This is a genomic window from Pseudomonas sp. LBUM1640 (assembly GCF_059716225.1).
In genome coordinates, this window is sequence record NZ_CP166816.1 from 1,492,647 (window position 1) to 1,509,673 (window position 17,027).

At 62.1% G+C, this 17,027-nt stretch carries 14 protein-coding genes; 10 read left to right on the plus strand and 4 right to left on the minus strand.

The genetic code is table 11. The annotated features are described in order from the left end of the window. Positions 1-38: 38 nt before the first annotated feature. From ACA065_RS06670 to rimO, 3 genes are all read right to left on the minus strand, one after another. Positions 39-749, minus strand: coding sequence for an rRNA pseudouridine synthase (locus ACA065_RS06670; protein WP_497693826.1), 711 nt, complete (start codon positions 747-749; stop codon positions 39-41). Positions 750-880: 131 nt separating this feature from the next. Then, the gene (locus tag ACA065_RS06675) at positions 881-1,369 is read right to left on the minus strand and encodes a GNAT family N-acetyltransferase (protein ID WP_497693827.1); all 489 of its coding nucleotides are present in this window, start codon (positions 1,367-1,369) and stop codon (positions 881-883) included. 109 nt (positions 1,370-1,478) lie between these two features. Then, positions 1,479-2,819: a 30S ribosomal protein S12 methylthiotransferase RimO gene (gene rimO, locus ACA065_RS06680; protein ID WP_497693828.1), complete on the minus strand. Its 1,341-nt coding sequence runs from the start codon at positions 2,817-2,819 to the stop codon at positions 1,479-1,481. A gap of 289 nt (positions 2,820-3,108) precedes the next feature. Between rimO and ACA065_RS06685 the strand changes: the two genes are divergently transcribed. From ACA065_RS06685 to ACA065_RS06695, 3 genes are all read left to right on the plus strand, one after another. Continuing rightward, the gene (locus ACA065_RS06685; protein ID WP_497693829.1) at positions 3,109-5,010 is read left to right on the plus strand and encodes a potassium transporter Kup; all 1,902 of its coding nucleotides are present in this window, start codon (positions 3,109-3,111) and stop codon (positions 5,008-5,010) included. A 126-nt stretch (positions 5,011-5,136) separates the two neighbouring features. Then, on the plus strand, positions 5,137-6,243 hold the full coding sequence (locus tag ACA065_RS06690) for an NADH:flavin oxidoreductase/NADH oxidase (RefSeq protein WP_497693830.1): 1,107 nt from the start codon (positions 5,137-5,139) through the stop codon (positions 6,241-6,243). A gap of 297 nt (positions 6,244-6,540) precedes the next feature. Next, positions 6,541-6,726, plus strand: coding sequence for a hypothetical protein (locus tag ACA065_RS06695; RefSeq protein ID WP_497693831.1), 186 nt, complete (start codon positions 6,541-6,543; stop codon positions 6,724-6,726). Between the two features lie 61 nt (positions 6,727-6,787). Here ACA065_RS06695 and ACA065_RS06700 read toward each other — a convergent pair whose 3' ends face one another. Continuing rightward, positions 6,788-8,413 (minus strand): glucan biosynthesis protein D, encoded by a 1,626-nt coding sequence (locus ACA065_RS06700; RefSeq protein ID WP_497693832.1) that lies wholly within the window; start codon positions 8,411-8,413, stop codon positions 6,788-6,790. Between the two features lie 304 nt (positions 8,414-8,717). On the opposite strand from ACA065_RS06700, the gene ACA065_RS06705 reads away from it, so the two are divergent. From ACA065_RS06705 to ACA065_RS06735, 7 genes are all read left to right on the plus strand, one after another. Then, on the plus strand, positions 8,718-9,425 hold the full coding sequence (locus tag ACA065_RS06705; protein ID WP_497693833.1) for a tellurite resistance TerB family protein: 708 nt from the start codon (positions 8,718-8,720) through the stop codon (positions 9,423-9,425). Positions 9,426-9,635: 210 nt separating this feature from the next. After that, positions 9,636-11,258, plus strand: coding sequence for a methyl-accepting chemotaxis protein (locus tag ACA065_RS06710; protein WP_497693834.1), 1,623 nt, complete (start codon positions 9,636-9,638; stop codon positions 11,256-11,258). Next, positions 11,258-11,770 carry a chemotaxis protein CheW gene (locus tag ACA065_RS06715; protein WP_497693835.1) on the plus strand — a complete coding sequence of 171 codons (513 nt, stop codon included), beginning with the start codon at positions 11,258-11,260 and terminating at the stop codon, positions 11,768-11,770. Before ACA065_RS06710 ends, ACA065_RS06715 begins: the two co-directional genes overlap by 1 nt. After that, positions 11,767-13,029: a CheR family methyltransferase gene (locus ACA065_RS06720; protein WP_497693836.1), complete on the plus strand. Its 1,263-nt coding sequence runs from the start codon at positions 11,767-11,769 to the stop codon at positions 13,027-13,029. Before ACA065_RS06715 ends, ACA065_RS06720 begins: the two co-directional genes overlap by 4 nt. Next, positions 13,026-13,727 (plus strand): chemotaxis protein CheW, encoded by a 702-nt coding sequence (locus ACA065_RS06725; RefSeq protein ID WP_497693837.1) that lies wholly within the window; start codon positions 13,026-13,028, stop codon positions 13,725-13,727. Before ACA065_RS06720 ends, ACA065_RS06725 begins: the two co-directional genes overlap by 4 nt. Beyond that, positions 13,724-16,006 carry a hybrid sensor histidine kinase/response regulator gene (locus tag ACA065_RS06730; protein WP_497693838.1) on the plus strand — a complete coding sequence of 761 codons (2,283 nt, stop codon included), beginning with the start codon at positions 13,724-13,726 and terminating at the stop codon, positions 16,004-16,006. Before ACA065_RS06725 ends, ACA065_RS06730 begins: the two co-directional genes overlap by 4 nt. Further along, positions 16,003-17,013 (plus strand): chemotaxis response regulator protein-glutamate methylesterase, encoded by a 1,011-nt coding sequence (locus ACA065_RS06735; RefSeq protein ID WP_497693839.1) that lies wholly within the window; start codon positions 16,003-16,005, stop codon positions 17,011-17,013. Before ACA065_RS06730 ends, ACA065_RS06735 begins: the two co-directional genes overlap by 4 nt. The last annotated feature ends 14 nt before the right edge of the window (positions 17,014-17,027 follow it).

The window sequence follows — 17,027 nt, forward strand, 5'->3', positions numbered from 1 at the left end:
ACCGCCTGATCAGGCGGTGTCGAGAAAAGGGGAACGGCTTAGAACTTCTCTTTGCCGGACAGGTAACGCCATTGGCCGACCGGCACTTTGCCGATGGACACGCCGCCAATGCGGATGCGGCGGATGGCGATGACTTTCAGCCCAACGGCCTCGCAGAACAGCGCGATCACGCCCGGTTGCGGGTTCTTCATCGCAAAGCGCAGGCGGTTTTCGTTCTGCCAGCTGGCCTTCACGGGCGGCAGCTCTTTGCCTTTGTAGGTCAGGCCGTGGTTCAGGCGGTTGAGGCCGTGGGCAACCATGTCGCCTTCAACCTCCACCACGTATTCCTGCTCGATCTTGGCGGCATCGGCGGTCAACTTGCGCAGAATCTTCCAGTCCTGGGTGAACACCAGCAGGCCGCTGGCCTTGGCTTGCAGGTCGGCACTGGCGGTCAGGCGCAGAAAGTGGCCTTTAAGCGGGCGCTTGCTGAAGCGGTGTTCTTCAGACAGGGTCTCGGCGCTGATCGAGGCCAGTGCCGTTTCGGCATCCACACCCACCGGCGCATGCAGCAGAATGGTCACCGGCTCCGGCGCAGTGGCTTTAGCCTCTGGGTCCAGCTCGACCTTCTGGGTGGTGATCTTGAACTGCGGCTCGTCGATCACTTCGCCGTCCACCGAGACCCAGCCGCCTTCGATAAACAGCTCAGCCTCCCGACGGGAGCAACCGACCAGTTCGATAAGGCGTTTGGAGAGGCGTATGGGGTCAGTCATGACATGGGCCGTAGCAAAAGGGGGCGGCTATTGTACCTGCCTGGCGCCGGTTAATCCCGGCCCCATTTCAGCACAGTGGCTTTTTGTGGGCGCTGGCTTGCCTGCGATGGCATCACCTCGGTCGACCTGAGCTACCGCGTCGCCCGCATCGCAGGCAAGCCAGCTCCCACAGATGAGCGCAAACGCATGTGCAGCAGCGGGTACGGCTGGCCCAGGCCATCATGTTCCGCGCGGCCGATCACTTCGAAGCCCTGCTTGAAGTAGAAACCCAGCGCCTGGGGATTCTGTTCGTTGACGTCCAGCGTATCGGCGTTCATGTGTTCGATGGCATAACGCAGCAGTTGCCGGCCCAGGCCCTGGCCACGGTGCTGCGGGTCGATAAACAGCATTTCGACCTTGCCCGCCGCCACCCCGGCAAAGCCCGTGATGCGCTGGCGCGCGTCCTTGGTGCAGATCAACATCACCGAGTCCAGGTAACGCGTCAGCACCAGGTCTTTAAGGAGGACGATGTAGCTGTCTGGCAAAAAATCGTGGGTCGCCCGCACCGAGTCTTCCCACAGTTGCGCCAAGTGTGCGAAGTCGCTGAGTTTGGGGGTGTGGATGACCGAAAGCTGACGCATGCCCGCTGCTCCTTGCCTAGATCTTCGCCAATGGGCAAACGATAGACCTAAAAAAGCCCCGCATCTTGTCCAGAGGCGGGGCTTTTGTGTTTTTTTTACACGCGAGTGATCAGTCGCGCTTTTGCGCCCACAGGTCGTATTCGTCGGCGTCAGTCACAGTGCACCAGACCTTGTCGCCCGGCTTCAAACCGCTGGCATCGTCGATAAACACGTTACCGTCGATCTCCGGCGCATCGAAGAAGCAACGGCCAACTGCGCCTTGCTCGTCGACTTCATCGATCAACACTTCGATTTCCCGGCCGATGCGCAGTTGCAGGCGCGCCGAACTGATCGCCTGCTGGTGCGCCATGAAGCGCTCCCACCGGTCTTGCTTGACGTCGTCCGGCACGATGGCAGCGTCCAGCAGGTTGGCCGGAGCGCCTTCCACCGGCGAGTACTGGAAGCAACCCACGCGGTCCAGCTGCGCTTCGGTCAGCCAGTCCAGCAGGTACTGGAAGTCTTCTTCGGTTTCGCCGGGGAAACCGACGATGAAGGTGGAGCGGATGATCAGTTCCGGGCAGATCTCGCGCCAGTTCTTGATGCGCGCCAGGGTCTTGTCTTCGAAGGCTGGGCGTTTCATCGCCTTGAGGATTTTCGGGCTGGCGTGCTGGAACGGGATGTCCAGGTACGGCAGGATCTTGCCGGCGGCCATCAACGGGATCAGCTCGTCCACGTGCGGGTACGGGTAAACGTAGTGCAGGCGCACCCACACGCCCAGGCTGCTCAAGGCTTCGCAGAGTTCGGTCATGCGGGTTTTCACCGGCGCGCCGTTCCAGAAACCGGTGCGGTATTTGACGTCGACACCGTAGGCGCTGGTGTCCTGGGAGATCACCAACAGCTCTTTCACGCCGGATTTGACCAGGCGCTGGGCCTCGTCGAGCACATCGCCGACCGGGCGGCTGACCAGCTTGCCGCGCATCGAGGGGATGATGCAGAAGCTGCAGCTGTGGTTGCAGCCTTCGGAAATCTTCAGGTACGCGTAGTGGCGCGGCGTCAGCTTGATGCCTTGCGGCGGCACCAGGTCGATCAGCGGGTTGTGGTCCTGGCGCGGCGGCACCACTTGGTGCACGGCATTGACCACCTGCTCGTACTGCTGCGGGCCGGTTACGGCCAGCACGCTTGGGTGCACGTTGCGGATGTTGCCTTCTTCCACGCCCATGCAGCCGGTGACGATGACCTTGCCGTTTTCCTTGATGGCTTCGCCAATCACTTCCAGCGACTCAGCCTTGGCCGAGTCGATGAAGCCACAGGTGTTGACCACCACCACGTCCGCGTCCTGGTAAGTGGACACGACGTCATAGCCTTCCATACGCAGTTGCGTGAGGATGCGCTCGGAGTCGACCAGAGCCTTCGGGCAACCCAGGGATACAAAGCCGACCTTGGGGTTGGCTTTTGCGATGGTGGTGGACATGTCTAACCTCGGTATTGAATGGCGCCGCCAGTCGGGCACGACACGGCGGTAGACGGGCGCTTGGTGCGCCTCTGATCAAAAAGTGCGCAATTCTAGCGACGGGCAACGCACTTGACCAGCTTTATGCAGGGAAATGCGACGAGTGCTGCGCTATGCTTCGCGCCGTTGCACGCGGGTGAAACCCCGGGGTCAATAAAACGTCTGTTACGAGAAGTAAAACAGCGCATGCTACGGTCAGCTTAGACGCGTTGTTTATAAAAGACCTCAGGTCAAAGGGCAGGAGTGGTTGATGGGTCAGGCAAATAGTCAGGCAGCAGGTGCCGAGCATTCCAATGCAAAGCCGATTGGCATGCTGGTGGCGGCAGTCGGGGTGGTTTACGGCGATATTGGTACCAGCCCGCTCTATACCCTTAAAGAAGTGTTTTCTGGTGGTTACGGGGTTCAGGTCAACCATGACGGGGTCTTCGGCATTCTGGCGCTGATTTTCTGGTCGCTGGTGTGGGTCGTGTCGATCAAGTACGTGCTGTTTATCCTGCGCGCGGACAACCAGGGCGAGGGCGGCATCATGGCCCTGACGGCGCTTGCGCGGCGGGCATCGGCGCCGTATCCCAAGTTGCGTTCGGTGCTGGTGATCCTCGGCCTGATCGGTGCGGCGCTGTTCTACGGCGACAGCATGATCACCCCGGCGATCTCGGTATTGTCGGCGGTCGAGGGCCTGGAGCTGGCCTTTGATGGCCTTGAACGTTGGGTGGTGCCACTGTCGTTGGTGGTGCTGGTGGGCCTGTTCCTGATCCAGAAACACGGTACCGACCGCATCGGCAAGCTGTTCGGGCCGGTGATGGTGGTGTGGTTCCTGGTGCTGGGCGGCCTCGGCGTGCACGGCATCCTGCGACACCCCGAGGTGCTCAACGCGCTGAACCCCGTGTGGGGCGTGCGCTTCTTTATCGTCCACCCCGGCATGGGCGTGGCGATTCTCGGCGCGGTGGTGCTGGCGTTGACCGGTGCCGAAGCGCTGTATGCCGACATGGGCCACTTCGGCCGCAAGCCGATCGCCCGTGCGTGGTTCGCCCTGGTGCTGCCGGCGCTGGTGCTCAACTACTTCGGCCAGGGCGCATTGCTGCTGGAAAACCCGGAAGCGGCGCGTAACCCGTTCTATCTGCTGGCGCCGGAGTGGGCGTTGATCCCGCTGGTCGCGCTGTCGACCCTGGCCACGGTGATTGCCTCCCAGGCGGTGATTTCCGGCGCGTTCTCCTTGACCCGCCAGGCGATCCAGCTGGGTTACATCCCGCGCATGCATATCCAGCACACCTCCAGCGCCGAGCAAGGCCAGATCTACATCGGTGCGGTGAACTGGGCGCTGATGGTCGGTGTGATCCTGTTGGTACTGGGCTTCGAATCTTCGAACGCCTTGGCCTCGGCGTACGGTGTGGCAGTGACCGGCACCATGCTGATCACCAGCATCCTGGTGTCGGCGGTGATGTTGTTGCTGTGGAAATGGCCACCGGTGCTGGCAATTCCGGTGTTGATCGGTTTCTTGTTGGTAGATGGCCTGTTCTTCGCCGCCAACGTGCCGAAGATCGTGCAGGGCGGCGCCTTCCCGGTGTTGGCAGGGATTGTGTTGTTTGTGCTGATGACCACCTGGAAGCGCGGCAAGGAACTGCTGATGGACCGCCTCGACGAAGGCGGCCTGCCATTGCCGATCTTTATCAGCAGTATCCGCGTACAGCCGCCCCATCGCGTGCAGGGCACCGCCGTTTTCCTCACCGCGCGCCCGGACGCCGTGCCCCACGCGCTGTTGCACAACCTGCTGCATAACCAGGTGTTGCATGAGCAGGTGGTGATGCTGACAGTGGTCTACGAAGATATTCCGCGCGTACCGGCCTCACGGCGCTTTGAGGTCGACGCTTATGGGGAAGGGTTCTTCCGGGTGATCCTGCACTTCGGGTTTACCGATGAGCCGGACGTGCCCGAAGCGCTGAAGTTGTGCCATCTGGACGACCTGGATTTCAGCCCGATGCGCACCACCTACTTCCTCAGCCGCGAAACGGTGATCGCCTCGCGCATCAAGGGCATGGCCCGTTGGCGTGAAAGCTTGTTTGCGTTCATGTTGAAGAACGCCAACGGCAACCTGCGCTTCTTCAAGCTCCCGGTAAACCGGGTGATCGAGCTGGGCACCCAGGTCGAAATGTAAGCCGCTGCAACACGGGAGCCGGCAATCGGCTCCCGTTTTCCTTCTGAACCCTGTGCAAGCGACCGTTGTCGACTAGGCTCTAAGCACTGTTTGAATAGTGCCCACAGAACCCAGAAGAGGTGCGCCATGAGTCAGCTGCTCGAACCCTACACCCTCCGTCAATTGACCCTGCTCAACCGCATTGCCGTGTCGCCGATGTGCCAATACTCAGCTGAGGACGGCTTGGCCAATGACTGGCACCTGGTGCACCTGGGCAGCCGCGCCGTGGGCGGCGCCGGGCTGATTTTCACCGAAGCCACCGCCGTGACCGCCGATGGCCGCATCACCGCCCAGGACCTGGGCCTGTGGAACGACGCGCAGATCGAACCGCTGCAGCGCATCACGCGGTTTATCGCCGCCCAAGGCGCGGTGGCGGGCATTCAACTGGCGCATGCCGGGCGCAAGGCCAGCACTCATCGGCCGTGGATCGGCAAGCACGGCAGCGTCAAGCCGGAAGACGGCGGTTGGGTGCCGGTGGGCCCATCGCCAATAGCTTTTGACCCCAATCACACCCAGCCCAAGCCGCTGGACGAAGGGCAGATCCAGCAGGTGATCGCCGACTTTGTCGCCGCCGCCAAACGCGCGCTGACCGCCGGTTTCGAAGTGGTGGAAATCCACGCCGCCCACGGTTACCTGCTGCATCAATTCCTCTCGCCCATCAGCAATCAGCGCCAGGACCACTACGGTGGTTCGTTTGAAAACCGCATTCGCCTGGTGCTCGAAGTCACCCAGGCCGTGCGCGAAGTCTGGCCCCAGGAGCTGCCGCTGTTCGTGCGCGTGTCGGCCACCGATTGGGTGGAAGACGGCTGGAACCCGGATGAAACCGTGGAATTGGCGCGCCGCCTCAAAGACCTGGGCGTGGACCTGATCGACGTCTCCTCAGGTGGCACCGCCGCCAATGCCGAGATCCCCATTGGCCCTGGCTACCAGACACGCTTTGCCGAACGCGTGCGCAAAGAGTCGGGCATCGCCACCGGCACCGTCGGCATGATTACCGAACCGGCCCAGGCCGAGCACATCCTGCGTACCTGCCAGGCCGACATCATCTTCCTCGCCCGTGAGCTGTTGCGTGACCCGTACTGGCCGTTGCATGCCGACGATGATTTGGGCGGGCGCAAGGCGATCTGGCCGGCGCAGTACCAGCGGGCGACCCATCGCGATCAGCCGATTCATGAGTCTGATCTGAGGGATTGATCTTACGTGTGACCCATCGAAACCCACCCTGACCCGGTGGGTTTTTTCTTGCGCGTGTTTAACGCCGTTCTACCGGCCACTGCGTGAGAAAAGGCTGTAGGTCTTTGTTACCGAAGTGGTTTTTTTAAGTTAATACTCTAAAAAAATCCCACACGTGAGCAGATTGTTTCTACGCTTAGGGTAAGTCTGATTTCTGGCCCAGGGAGTCAGTCTGTTGGGTCCGCGAAGGCTTTGCGTCTCACGGAAGGCAGGTGATGGGCGCCAGGAGTCTTAGATCGATATCAGGAGAAGCAGTCCATGGCCAAGTCCTATGGTGTTGCGGGTGCGGTAGTGAGTTTTCTGACCCGCAAGATGTCTTTGCGTGGTCGAGGGTTGAGTTCGGATGAGGCCGAATTGCTGGCGCAGTACCGTGCCCTGACCGAAAACGATCAGGTGGCGATGCGGTATTTGATTGGGGCGATGAAAAGCGTGTCGCGGTTCTGAGCCTTCATACGATCGTTCCCACGCTCTGCGTGGGAATGATCAGACATTTTGCACCTCGGTATCAGGTGTACTTACGCGCCTGCGGCGCAGGCGGGAAGTACTGATACAGCCAGGTTTCACTCAAGGTGCGGTCCTGGGTGCGGATAAACAGCCGCAGTTCCACCGGCTCCACACTGTCGCTGGTCGGGTACCAATCGAACAGAATGCGATAGCCCTTGATGTTGTCGAGCACCAGCACACTGAAGTCTTTGACTTCACCGTGGGAGCAGGTCACCACCGGCTCGATGCCGGTGCCGGCCGGCAGGCGATCGAGGCCGCCGCCCTTGAAGTCCACGGCAAAGCGACGGGCCCACACCTCTGGGTAATGCTCGCCCGGTGCCCAGCCTTCGGTAAAGCCGCCCATGCCGGACCGCGTAGCGTCGACTTGCGCCAACGGCGTGCTCACCGGCGGCAAGGCGCTCCAGTACAGCTTGTAGCCATAGTTGAGTGAATCGCCGGCAGCCACGGGTTTTTTCGGGGTCCAGAAGGCCACGATATTGTCCAGGGTTTCGCCGGTGGTCGGGATTTCCAACAGGTCGATCGAGCCTTCGCCCCATGCCGTCGTCGGTTCGACCCACAGGCTCGGGCGCTTGCTGTACCAGTCCACCGTGTCCTGGTAGCTGGCGAACTCATGGTCGGTCTGCACCAGGCCGAAGCCTTTCGGGTCGGTGTCGGCGAATGCGTTGAACTGCAGCTTGGCCGGGTTGTTCAGCGGGCGGCAGATCCACTCGCCATTGCCGCGCCACATGGCCAGGCGGTCCGAATCATGGATTTGCGGGTGGATGGTGTCGCACATACGCCGCTCATGGGTGCCGCAGCTGAACATGCTGGTCATCGGCGCGATGCCCAGTTGTTCGATGGTGGTGCGCGCGTTGATGTTGGCGTCGATGGCCATCACCACTTGGTTGGCCTGGCAGTCGATGTCAAAGCGGTAGGCGCCGGTGGCGCTCGGCGAGTCGAGCAGGGCGTAGACCACAAAACGCGTGGCGTCCTTGGCCGGGGTTTCGAACCAGAATTGCGTGAAGTCGGGGAACTCCTCGCGTTTTTTGGCGTAGGTATCAATCGCCAGGCCGCGTGCCGAGAGGCCGTACTGACCGGTGGAGTCCACCGCGCGGAAGTAGCTGGCGCCGAGAAATGACAGCACGTCATGACGATCCAGCTCCGGCGCCTTGAACAGCTTGAAACCGGAGAAACCCAGGTCACCGGTCAGCTGCTTGGTGTCGACCGTAGTCTTTGCATAGTTGAACAGCGAAGGGCGGAAATGCACCTCGCGTGCTTCGCGGGTCTTGGGGTCGACGCTGTGCATGCGCACCGGGGTCTTGAAACCCATGCCGACGTGGAAGAACTGCACGTCGAGCTGACCGTTCAATTCTTTCCACAGCGAATGATCGCCGTCGTAGCCGATGGCGTTGAAATTCTGCGGGGTCATGGTCGCCAGGGTCGGCGGCAGCACCTGTTTGGTGTCTTTATAAGCAGTCCCGGCGAGTTGCTTGGCCTGGGCTTTGAGCGCTTCAAAATCAAACGCCACGGCCTTGCCATCGGCGGCACGGTTGCCGGCCCAGGCTTGCGCTGCGAGCAGGCCGCTGGCCGATAAACCGGTGTAAGCCGCAATGGCCATGGACGCTTTGAGCAAATTCCTGCGGTGCATAGAGACAACCTGTCGTGAGCAAATCCCGCGCCGTTCCTGGCACGTAGCGGATCAGAAATTACGGTTCGGACATGCCTTCGGCCAAACGCAACGGACTATAAACAGACGCCGGATAGCTTAAGCGGTTCGGTGGTGTAGGAAAAATGATTGATAGCGGCGTGATGGCGTTGCATATGAAACAAGACGTTTCCAGTATTGGCTGGCGACGTTACAACTCGAAGCACTCTAGATCTGGGTTTTTTGGCACTTAGTCTTACGCTGGGGGCCTATTGGTCCTACACACCCAAGTGCCTGGAGGCTGCGAATGAATACCCGTGGATTGCTCGATCAGTTGCTCAAATCTGGCCAGGACATGCTGCAGAACAAGGCTGGCGGCCAGCGTAAATCAGACGATAAAGGCGCCCTCGGTGGGCTGCTCGGCAGCGGCGGCCTGGGCAGTTTGCTCGGCGGCGCGGGCGGCGGAGCCTTGGCGGCAGGAGCCATGGGCTTACTGCTGGGTAATAAGAAGGCGCGCAAATTCGGCGGCAAGGCCCTGACCTACGGCGGCTTGGCGGCCTTGGGCGTGATCGCCTACAAGGCTTATGGCAATTGGCAGGCGCAACAGGCGAATGCGCCGCAGGGTGAGCCGCAGACCATCGACCGCCTGCCACCGGCGCAGGTCGAGCAACACAGCCAGGGCATTCTTAAGGCATTGGTCGCGGCAGCCAAGGCCGACGGGCATGTGGACGAGCGCGAACGCGCGCTGATCGAAGGCGAGTTCACCAAGCTCGATAACGACCGCGAGCTGCAAAGCTGGTTGCACGCCGAGCTGAACAAACCCCTGGACCCGGCTGATGTGGCGCGCGCGGCAGGCACCCCGGAAATGGCCGCCGAGATGTACATCGCCAGCGTGATGCTGGTGGACGAAGAGAATTTTATGGAAAAAGCCTACCTGGATGAGTTGGCACGCCAGCTGAAACTGGAGCCTGCTCTAAAGGCCGAGCTTGAGAAACAGGTGCGGCTAAACCAATAAACACAGCTGGTAAGCCCATTTGAATGTGGGAGGGGGCTTGCTCCCGATGGCGGTATATCAGTCAGTCTATCTGTGGCTGACTCACCGCTATCGGGAGCAAGCCCCCTCCCACATTTGCTTAGTGTGATCGCCGCATCAAAACCCATTGATAAATGAGGGCATCCGCTCAGCTATACTCCCCCCATTTGAATGGCCCTTCGAGGAAATACTGTGAAGAACTGGACCTTGCGCCAACGGATTTTGGCGAGCTTTGCGGTCATTATCGCGATCATGCTGTTGATGGTTGTGGTCTCTTATTCACGGTTGCTGAAGATCGAGAACAGCGAGACAGCTGTCCGAGATGACGCGGTGCCGGGGGTTTACGTCAGCTCGATGATCCGCAGCGCCTGGGTCGACAGTTACTTGCAAACCCTGGAATTGCTCGGTCTGCGTGACGACAAGGGCCTGACCGACGCCGACAAGGCTGACTTCAAGTCATTCGAGGGGCGCATCCAAACGCAGATGGCCAACTATCAGCACACCATCAGTGGTCGCGATGACCAGGCCGAGTTCGACAAATTCGAAGCCATGCACCAGGCCTATAACAGGAGCCTGGCCACCGTGCTGGAGGCGCTGCAGCGCAATGACCTGGCTGGCGCGCGCAAGGAGTTCGACGCCAACCTGACGCCCGCCTGGACGGCAGGCCGCATGAAGCTCAACGAAATCATTACCGAGAACAAGAACGTCGCCGACCGTGCGACCACGGCGATTGATGATGCGGTTTCGGCGGCCAAAGTCAGCATGTTTGTGTCGCTCATCCTGGCCATCCTTGCCGCCGGCCTGTGCGGGCTGCTGTTGATGCGCGCCATCATGGCGCCGATGCAGCGCATCGTTTCGATCCTCGGCACCATGCGCGACGGCGACTTGAGCAAACGTTTGAACCTGGAGCGCAAGGACGAATTCGGCGCCGTTGAAACCGGCTTCAACGACATGATGACCGAACTGACGGCCCTGGTGTCCCAGGCCCAGCGTTCGTCGGTGCAGGTGACCACCTCGGTCACCGAGATTGCCGCCACCTCCAAGCAGCAACAGGCCACCGCCACCGAAACGGCCGCCACCACCACCGAGATCGGCGCGACGTCCCGCGAGATCGCGGCAACGTCCAAGGACTTGGTCCGTACCATGACCGAAGTCTCCACCGCCGCCGACCAGGCGTCAGTTGCCGCAGGTTCCGGCCAGCAAGGGCTGGCGCGCATGGAAGAAACCATGCACTCGGTGATGGGCGCCGCTGACTTGGTCAACGCCAAGCTTGCGATCCTCAACGAGAAGGCCGGCAACATCAACCAAGTGGTGGTGACCATCGTCAAGGTCGCCGACCAGACCAACCTGTTGTCGCTCAACGCCGCGATTGAGGCCGAGAAGGCCGGTGAATACGGGCGCGGTTTTGCCGTGGTCGCCACCGAGGTGCGGCGTTTGGCCGACCAGACCGCCGTGGCCACCTACGACATCGAGCAGATGGTGCGCGAGATCCAGTCGGCGGTGTCGGCGGGTGTGATGGGCATGGACAAGTTCTCCGAAGAAGTGCGTCGCGGCATGTTCGAAGTGCAGCAAGTGGGCGAGCAGCTGTCGCAGATCATCCATCAGGTGCAGGCGTTGGCGCCGCGGGTGCTGATGGTCAACGAAGGCATGCAGGCCCAGGCCACCGGCGCCGAGCAGATCAACCACGCGCTGGTGCAATTGGGCGATGCCAGCAGCCAGACGGTTGAGTCCCTGCGCCAGGCCAGCTTTGCCATTGATGAATTGAGCCAGGTTGCGGTCGGTCTGCGCAGCGGCGTGTCGCGTTTCAAAGTCTGATGAGCGACCTCGCGGCTAAACGCGGCGCCGTTCCGGCAGCGAAAAAAGCGTTGTTCCTGGTGTTTCGCATCGGCGGCGAACGCTTTGCCCTCAAGGCGACGGAAGTCGCCGAAGTGCTGCCGCGCCTGCCGCTCAAACCCATCGCCCATGCACCCGTTTGGGTGGCGGGGATCTTTGCCCATCGCGGTGCGCTGGTGCCGGTGATCGACCTGTGTGCGCTGACCTTCGGCACACCGGCCCAGGCGCGCACCAGCACGCGGCTGGTGCTGGTCAACTACCAGCCGCAACCGTGGGTTGACGCGCGCTGGCTGGGGCTGATCCTGGAACAAGCCACCGACACCCTGCGTTGCGGCCTTGAGGAATTCCAGCCTTATGGGCTGGACAACCACCAGGCGCCTTACCTGGGGCTGGTGCGTGAAGATGCCTTGGGCTTGATGCAGTGGATGGGTGTCAACGAGCTGCTCACCGAGCCCGTGCGCACTTTGCTGTTTTCTGCCGAGCTGAGCGTATGAGTAACGATCCGCGCTTCTTTGCCTTCTTGAAGGAACGCATTGGCCTGGACGTTGCCTCGGTGGGCGAGGCGATTATCGAGCGCGCGGTGCGCCAGCGCAGCCAGCTCACGCAGGCCCAGGATTACTGGCAGCACCTGCTGAGCTGCGATGATGAGCAGCAGGCGCTGATCGAAGCGGTGATCGTCCCCGAAACCTGGTTTTTCCGTTACCCCGAATCCTTTGCCACCCTGGCGCGCCTGGCCAAGGCACGCCTGGCCGAGATCAAGCAGATGCGCGCGCTGCGCATTCTGAGCCTGCCGTGTTCGACCGGCGAAGAGCCTTACTCGATCGCCATGGCCTTGCTCGACGCGGGCCTGGCACCGCACCAGTTCAAGGTGCAGGGCCTGGACGTCAGCCCGCTGTCGGTTGAGCGCGCCAAGCGCGGCGTGTATGGCAAGAACTCCTTTCGCGGCAGCGATATCGAATTTCGTGAGCGCCACTTCACTGAAGAGCCGGAAGGTTTTCGCATCGCCGACCGGGTGCGCGAGCAAGTGCGCCTGCAAGTCGGCAACTTGCTCGACCCGGGCCTGCTGGCCAATGAGCCCACCTACGACTTCGTGTTCTGCCGCAACTTGCTGATCTATTTTGACCAGCCGACCCAGAAGCAAGTCTTTGACGTGCTCAAGGGCCTGACCCACGTGGACGGCGTGCTGTTTATCGGCCCAGCCGAAGGTAGCCTGCTGGGGCGCCATGGCATGCGCTCGATTGGCGTGCCGCAGTCCTTCGCCTTCAGCCGGCATGTCGAGCCGGTCAAACCTGAACCGGTCTTTGTGCCGATGCCTGCCCCCACGCCTCAACGCAGTGCGGCGCCGATTCCGCCCAAGCCGCGCCCGTTCAGCACGGCCAGTGCCCAAGTCAGTGCCCATGGGGTGCCGATCAAGGCGCCGCACACCGACGCGGGCGACTTGCTCAGCCGCATCGCCACGCTGGCCAACGAAGGCAAAAGTGCCGAGGCCCGCGCCGCCTGTGAACAGTATTTGAGTAACCACCCGCCGGCCGCCCAGGTGTTTTACTGGCTGGGGCTGCTCAGCGATGTGGCCGGCAGCGCCCTGGAAGCCCAGGGTTATTATCGAAAAGCCTTGTACCTGGAACCGCAGCACCCGCAGGCCTTGATGCACCTGGCCGCGTTGCTCGAATCCCAGGGCGACAGTGCGGGGGCGCGCCGCTTGCAAGCGCGGGCCGCGCGTAGCGAGCGAGCTGACAGTGAGTCCAAACGATGAGTAGCACCGACGCGCTCGACACCGCAGGCCTGGACCTGACCCTGGCTGACACCCAAGCCATTGACGACTGCTGGAACCGCATCGGCATCCATGGCGACAAGTCCTGCCCTTTGCTGGCGGAGCATATTCACTGCCGCAACTGCTCGGTGTATTCCGCCGCCGCCACGCGTTTGCTCGACCGTTATGCCCTGCAACAGGACGACCGGCGTCCGCAGGCGGCCGCTGAGCTCAGCAGCGATGTGGTCACCCGTTCCCTGTTGATGTTCCGTCTTGGCGAAGAGTGGCTGGGTATCGCCACCCGTTGCCTGGTGGAAGTGGCGCCGCTGCAACCGATTCACTCGCTGCCGCACCAACGCTCGCGGGCGCTGCTGGGCGTGGCCAATGTGCGCGGCGCCTTGGTGGCGTGCCTGTCGTTGGTCGAGCTGCTGGGGCTGGACGCCACCAGCAACGGCGCCAGTGGTGGGCGCATCATGCCGCGCATGCTGATCATCGCCGCGCAGGATGGCCCGGTCGTCGTGCCAGTCGATGAAGTCGACGGCATCCATGCCATCGATGAGCGCACGTTGAAGGCTGCATCGGCCTCCGGCACCCAGGCCAGTGCGCGTTTCACCCAGGGCGTACTGCAGTGGAAAGGCCGCAGCCTGCGTTGGCTGGATGAGGCGCAATTGTTGTCCGCCGTGACCCGGAGCCTCACATGACCCCCGACCAGATGCGCGATGCCTCGCTGCTGGAACTGTTCAGCCTGGAAGCCGATGCGCAAACCCAGGTGTTGAGCGCCGGTTTGCTGGCCCTGGAACGCAACCCGACCCAGGCCGACCAGCTGGAAGCCTGCATGCGCGCCGCGCATTCGCTCAAGGGCGCGGCGCGGATTGTCGGGGTGGATGCCGGGGTCAGCGTGGCCCATGTCATGGAGGATTGCCTGGTCAGCGCCCAGGAAGGCCGCCTGTACCTGCAACCCGAACATATCGACGCGCTGCTGCAAGGCACCGACTTGCTGATGCGCATCGCCACGCCGGGCAATGACGTCGGCCCGGCGGATATTGAAGCCTATGTGGCTCTAATGGAACGCCTGCTCGACCCGTCGCAGCCGACCGCCAAGGTCGCGGCACCGCCGCCGCCACCTGCACCTGCTCCGGCGCCTATTGTTGAAGCGCTGCCGCCCGAGCCCGAGCCTGCGCCGCCGGTTACCGGCGAGCCGCTGCGCCAGAACAAACGCATGACCGAAGGCGGCGAGCGCGTGCTGCGGGTGACCGCCGAGCGCTTGAACAGCCTGCTCGACCTGTCGAGTAAATCCCTGGTGGAAACCCAGCGGCTCAAGCCTTACCTGGCGAGCATGCAGCGCCTCAAGCGTATTCAAAGCAACAGCGCCCGCGCCTTGGACACCTTGGATGGCCAGCTCAAGGCCCTGGATTTGAACCTCGAAGCCCAGGAAGCCTTGGCCGACACGCGCCGCCTGTTAAGCGAAGCCCAGGCCCTGCTGGCGGAAAAAACTGCCGAGCTGGATGAGTTCGGCTGGCAGGCCGGGCAGCGTGCCCAAGTGCTGTACGACACCGCGCTGGCCTGCCGCATGCGCCCGTTTGCCGATGTGCTGGCCGGGCAGGTGCGCATGGTCCGCGACCTTGGCCGCAGCCTTGGCAAACAAGTGCGCCTGGAGATCGAAGGCGAAAAGACCCAGGTCGACCGCGACGTGCTGGAAAAGCTCGAAGCGCCGCTGACGCATTTATTACGCAATGCCGTCGACCACGGCATCGAAATGCCCGAGCAGCGCCTGCTGGCCGGTAAACCGGCTGAAGGCCTGATCCGCCTGCGCGCCTCCCACCAAGCGGGTTTGCTGGTGCTGGAATTGAGCGACGACGGCAATGGCGTCGACCTGGAGCGCCTGCGCGGCACCATCGTCGACCGGCACCTGTCACCGCTGGAAACCGCCTTGCGCTTGAGCGAGGAGGAACTGCTGACGTTCCTGTTCTTGCCGGGTTTCAGCCTGCGCGACAAGGTCACCGAAGTGTCCGGGCGCGGCGTCGGGCTGGACGCGGTGCAGCATATGGTCCGCCAATTGCGCGGCGCGGTGGTGCTGGAGCAGACGGCGGGGCAGGGCAGCCGCTTCCATCTGGAGGTGCCGTTGACCCTGTCGGTGGTGCGCAGCCTGGTCGTGGAAGTCGGCGAAGAAGCCTACGCGTTCCCGCTGGCGCACATCGAACGCATGTGCGATCTGGCGCCAGACGACATCGTGCAACTGGAAGGCCGCCAGCATTTTTGGCACGAAGGCCGCCACGTCGGCCTGGTCGCGGCCAGCCAGTTGCTGCAGCGCCCGGCAGGGCAGAGCAATGAAGAAACCCTGAAAGTCGTGGTGATCCGCGAGCGTGATGCGATCTATGGCATTGCGGTGGAGCGGTTTATCGGCGAGCGCACCCTGGTGGTGTTGCCGCTGGATGATCGCCTGGGCAAGGTCCAGGACATTTCCGCCGGCGCGTTGCTCGATGACGGCTCGGTGGTGTTGATCGTCGACGTTGAAGACATGCTGCGTTCCGTCGACAAGCTGCTCAATACCGGCCGCCTGGAACGCATTGCCCGGCGCAGCCAGCAAGCCACCGAAGCGCCGCGCAAGCGCGTGCTGGTGGTGGACGACTCGCTCACCGTGCGTGAGCTGCAGCGCAAATTGTTACTTAATCGCGGTTATGAAGTGGCCGTCGCAGTGGATGGCATGGACGGCTGGAACGCGTTGCGCTCCGAGGACTTCGACCTGCTCATCACTGACATTGATATGCCTCGTATGGACGGTATTGAATTGGTCACACTCTTGCGTCGTGATAGTCGCCTGCAATCGTTGCCGGTGATGGTGGTGTCGTACAAGGATCGCGAAGAAGACCGGCGTCGTGGACTGGACGCCGGCGCCGACTATTATCTAGCTAAAGCCAGTTTCCATGACGACGCCTTGCTGGACGCCGTGGTGGAACTGATAGGGGGCGCGCGGGCATGAGGATTGCGATCGTCAATGACATGCCCCTGGCGGTCGAGGCCTTACGCCGCGCCTTGAGCCTTGAACCTGCGCACCAAGTGGTGTGGGTGGCCAGTAATGGCCTGGAAGCTGTGCAGCACTGTGCTGAACTGACCCCGGATCTGATCCTGATGGACCTGATCATGCCGGTGATGGATGGCGTGGAAGCCACGCGACGGATCATGGCCGAGACGCCATGCCCGATTGTAATCGTCACCGTGGACCGCCAGGCCAATGTCAGCCGCGTGTTCGAAGCCATGGGCCATGGCGCGCTGGACGTGGTTGACACGCCGGCGCTGGGCGTGGGCAACGCCAGGGATGCGGCGGCGCCGCTGCTGCGCAAGATCCTCAATATTGGCTGGCTGGTCGGCGAGCGTGGCAACCGGGTACGCACCGAAACCGCGCCCCAACGCACCACCGGCAAGCGCCAAAGCCTGGTGGCGATTGGTTCGTCGGCGGGCGGGCCGGCTGCCCTGGAAATCCTGCTCAAGGGCTTGCCCCGGGACTTTTGCGCGGCCATCGTGCTGGTGCAACATGTGGACCAGGTGTTCGCCGCCGGCATGGCCGAATGGCTGAGCAGCGCGTCCGGCCTGCCGGTGCGCCTGGCGCGCGAGGGCGAACCGCCACAAAGTGGCGTGGTACTGCTGGCCGGCACCAACCACCATATTCGCTTGTTGAAAAATGGCACGCTAGCCTATACCGCGGAGCCTGTGAACGAGATTTACCGGCCTTCCATCGATGTGTTTTTTGAAAGCGTCGCCAGCCATTGGAACGGCGACGCTGTCGGCGTATTGCTGACCGGCATGGGGCGCGACGGTGCCCAGGGGCTAAAATTGCTGCGTGAACAAGGATATTTGACCATCGCCCAAGATCAGCAGAGCTCGGCGGTGTATGGCATGCCCAAAGCGGCGGCGGCAATTGATGCTGCTGTTGAAATTCGCCCACTGGACAGAATTGCGCCCCGATTGCGGGAGGTTTTTGCAAAATGATCAAAAACCCTCCC

Excerpts from the sequence above, each read along its gene's own strand:
- ACA065_RS06705 (WP_497693833.1), top strand. The coding sequence starts at position 8,718 with ATGAATACCCGTGGATTGCTCGATCAGTTGCTCAAATCTGGCCAGGAC.
- ACA065_RS06690 (WP_497693830.1), top strand. The coding sequence starts at position 5,137 with ATGAGTCAGCTGCTCGAACCCTACACCCTCCGTCAATTGACCCTGCTC.
- ACA065_RS06730 (WP_497693838.1), top strand. The coding sequence starts at position 13,724 with ATGACCCCCGACCAGATGCGCGATGCCTCGCTGCTGGAACTGTTCAGC.
- ACA065_RS06735 (WP_497693839.1), top strand. The coding sequence starts at position 16,003 with ATGAGGATTGCGATCGTCAATGACATGCCCCTGGCGGTCGAGGCCTTA.
- ACA065_RS06695 (WP_497693831.1), top strand. The coding sequence starts at position 6,541 with ATGGCCAAGTCCTATGGTGTTGCGGGTGCGGTAGTGAGTTTTCTGACC.
- ACA065_RS06670 (WP_497693826.1), bottom strand. The coding sequence starts at position 749 with ATGACTGACCCCATACGCCTCTCCAAACGCCTTATCGAACTGGTCGGT.
- ACA065_RS06720 (WP_497693836.1), top strand. The coding sequence starts at position 11,767 with ATGAGTAACGATCCGCGCTTCTTTGCCTTCTTGAAGGAACGCATTGGC.
- ACA065_RS06675 (WP_497693827.1), bottom strand. The coding sequence starts at position 1,369 with ATGCGTCAGCTTTCGGTCATCCACACCCCCAAACTCAGCGACTTCGCA.
- ACA065_RS06715 (WP_497693835.1), top strand. The coding sequence starts at position 11,258 with ATGAGCGACCTCGCGGCTAAACGCGGCGCCGTTCCGGCAGCGAAAAAA.
- rimO (WP_497693828.1), bottom strand. The coding sequence starts at position 2,819 with ATGTCCACCACCATCGCAAAAGCCAACCCCAAGGTCGGCTTTGTATCC.
- ACA065_RS06700 (WP_497693832.1), bottom strand. The coding sequence starts at position 8,413 with ATGCACCGCAGGAATTTGCTCAAAGCGTCCATGGCCATTGCGGCTTAC.
- ACA065_RS06685 (WP_497693829.1), top strand. The coding sequence starts at position 3,109 with ATGGGTCAGGCAAATAGTCAGGCAGCAGGTGCCGAGCATTCCAATGCA.
- ACA065_RS06725 (WP_497693837.1), top strand. The coding sequence starts at position 13,026 with ATGAGTAGCACCGACGCGCTCGACACCGCAGGCCTGGACCTGACCCTG.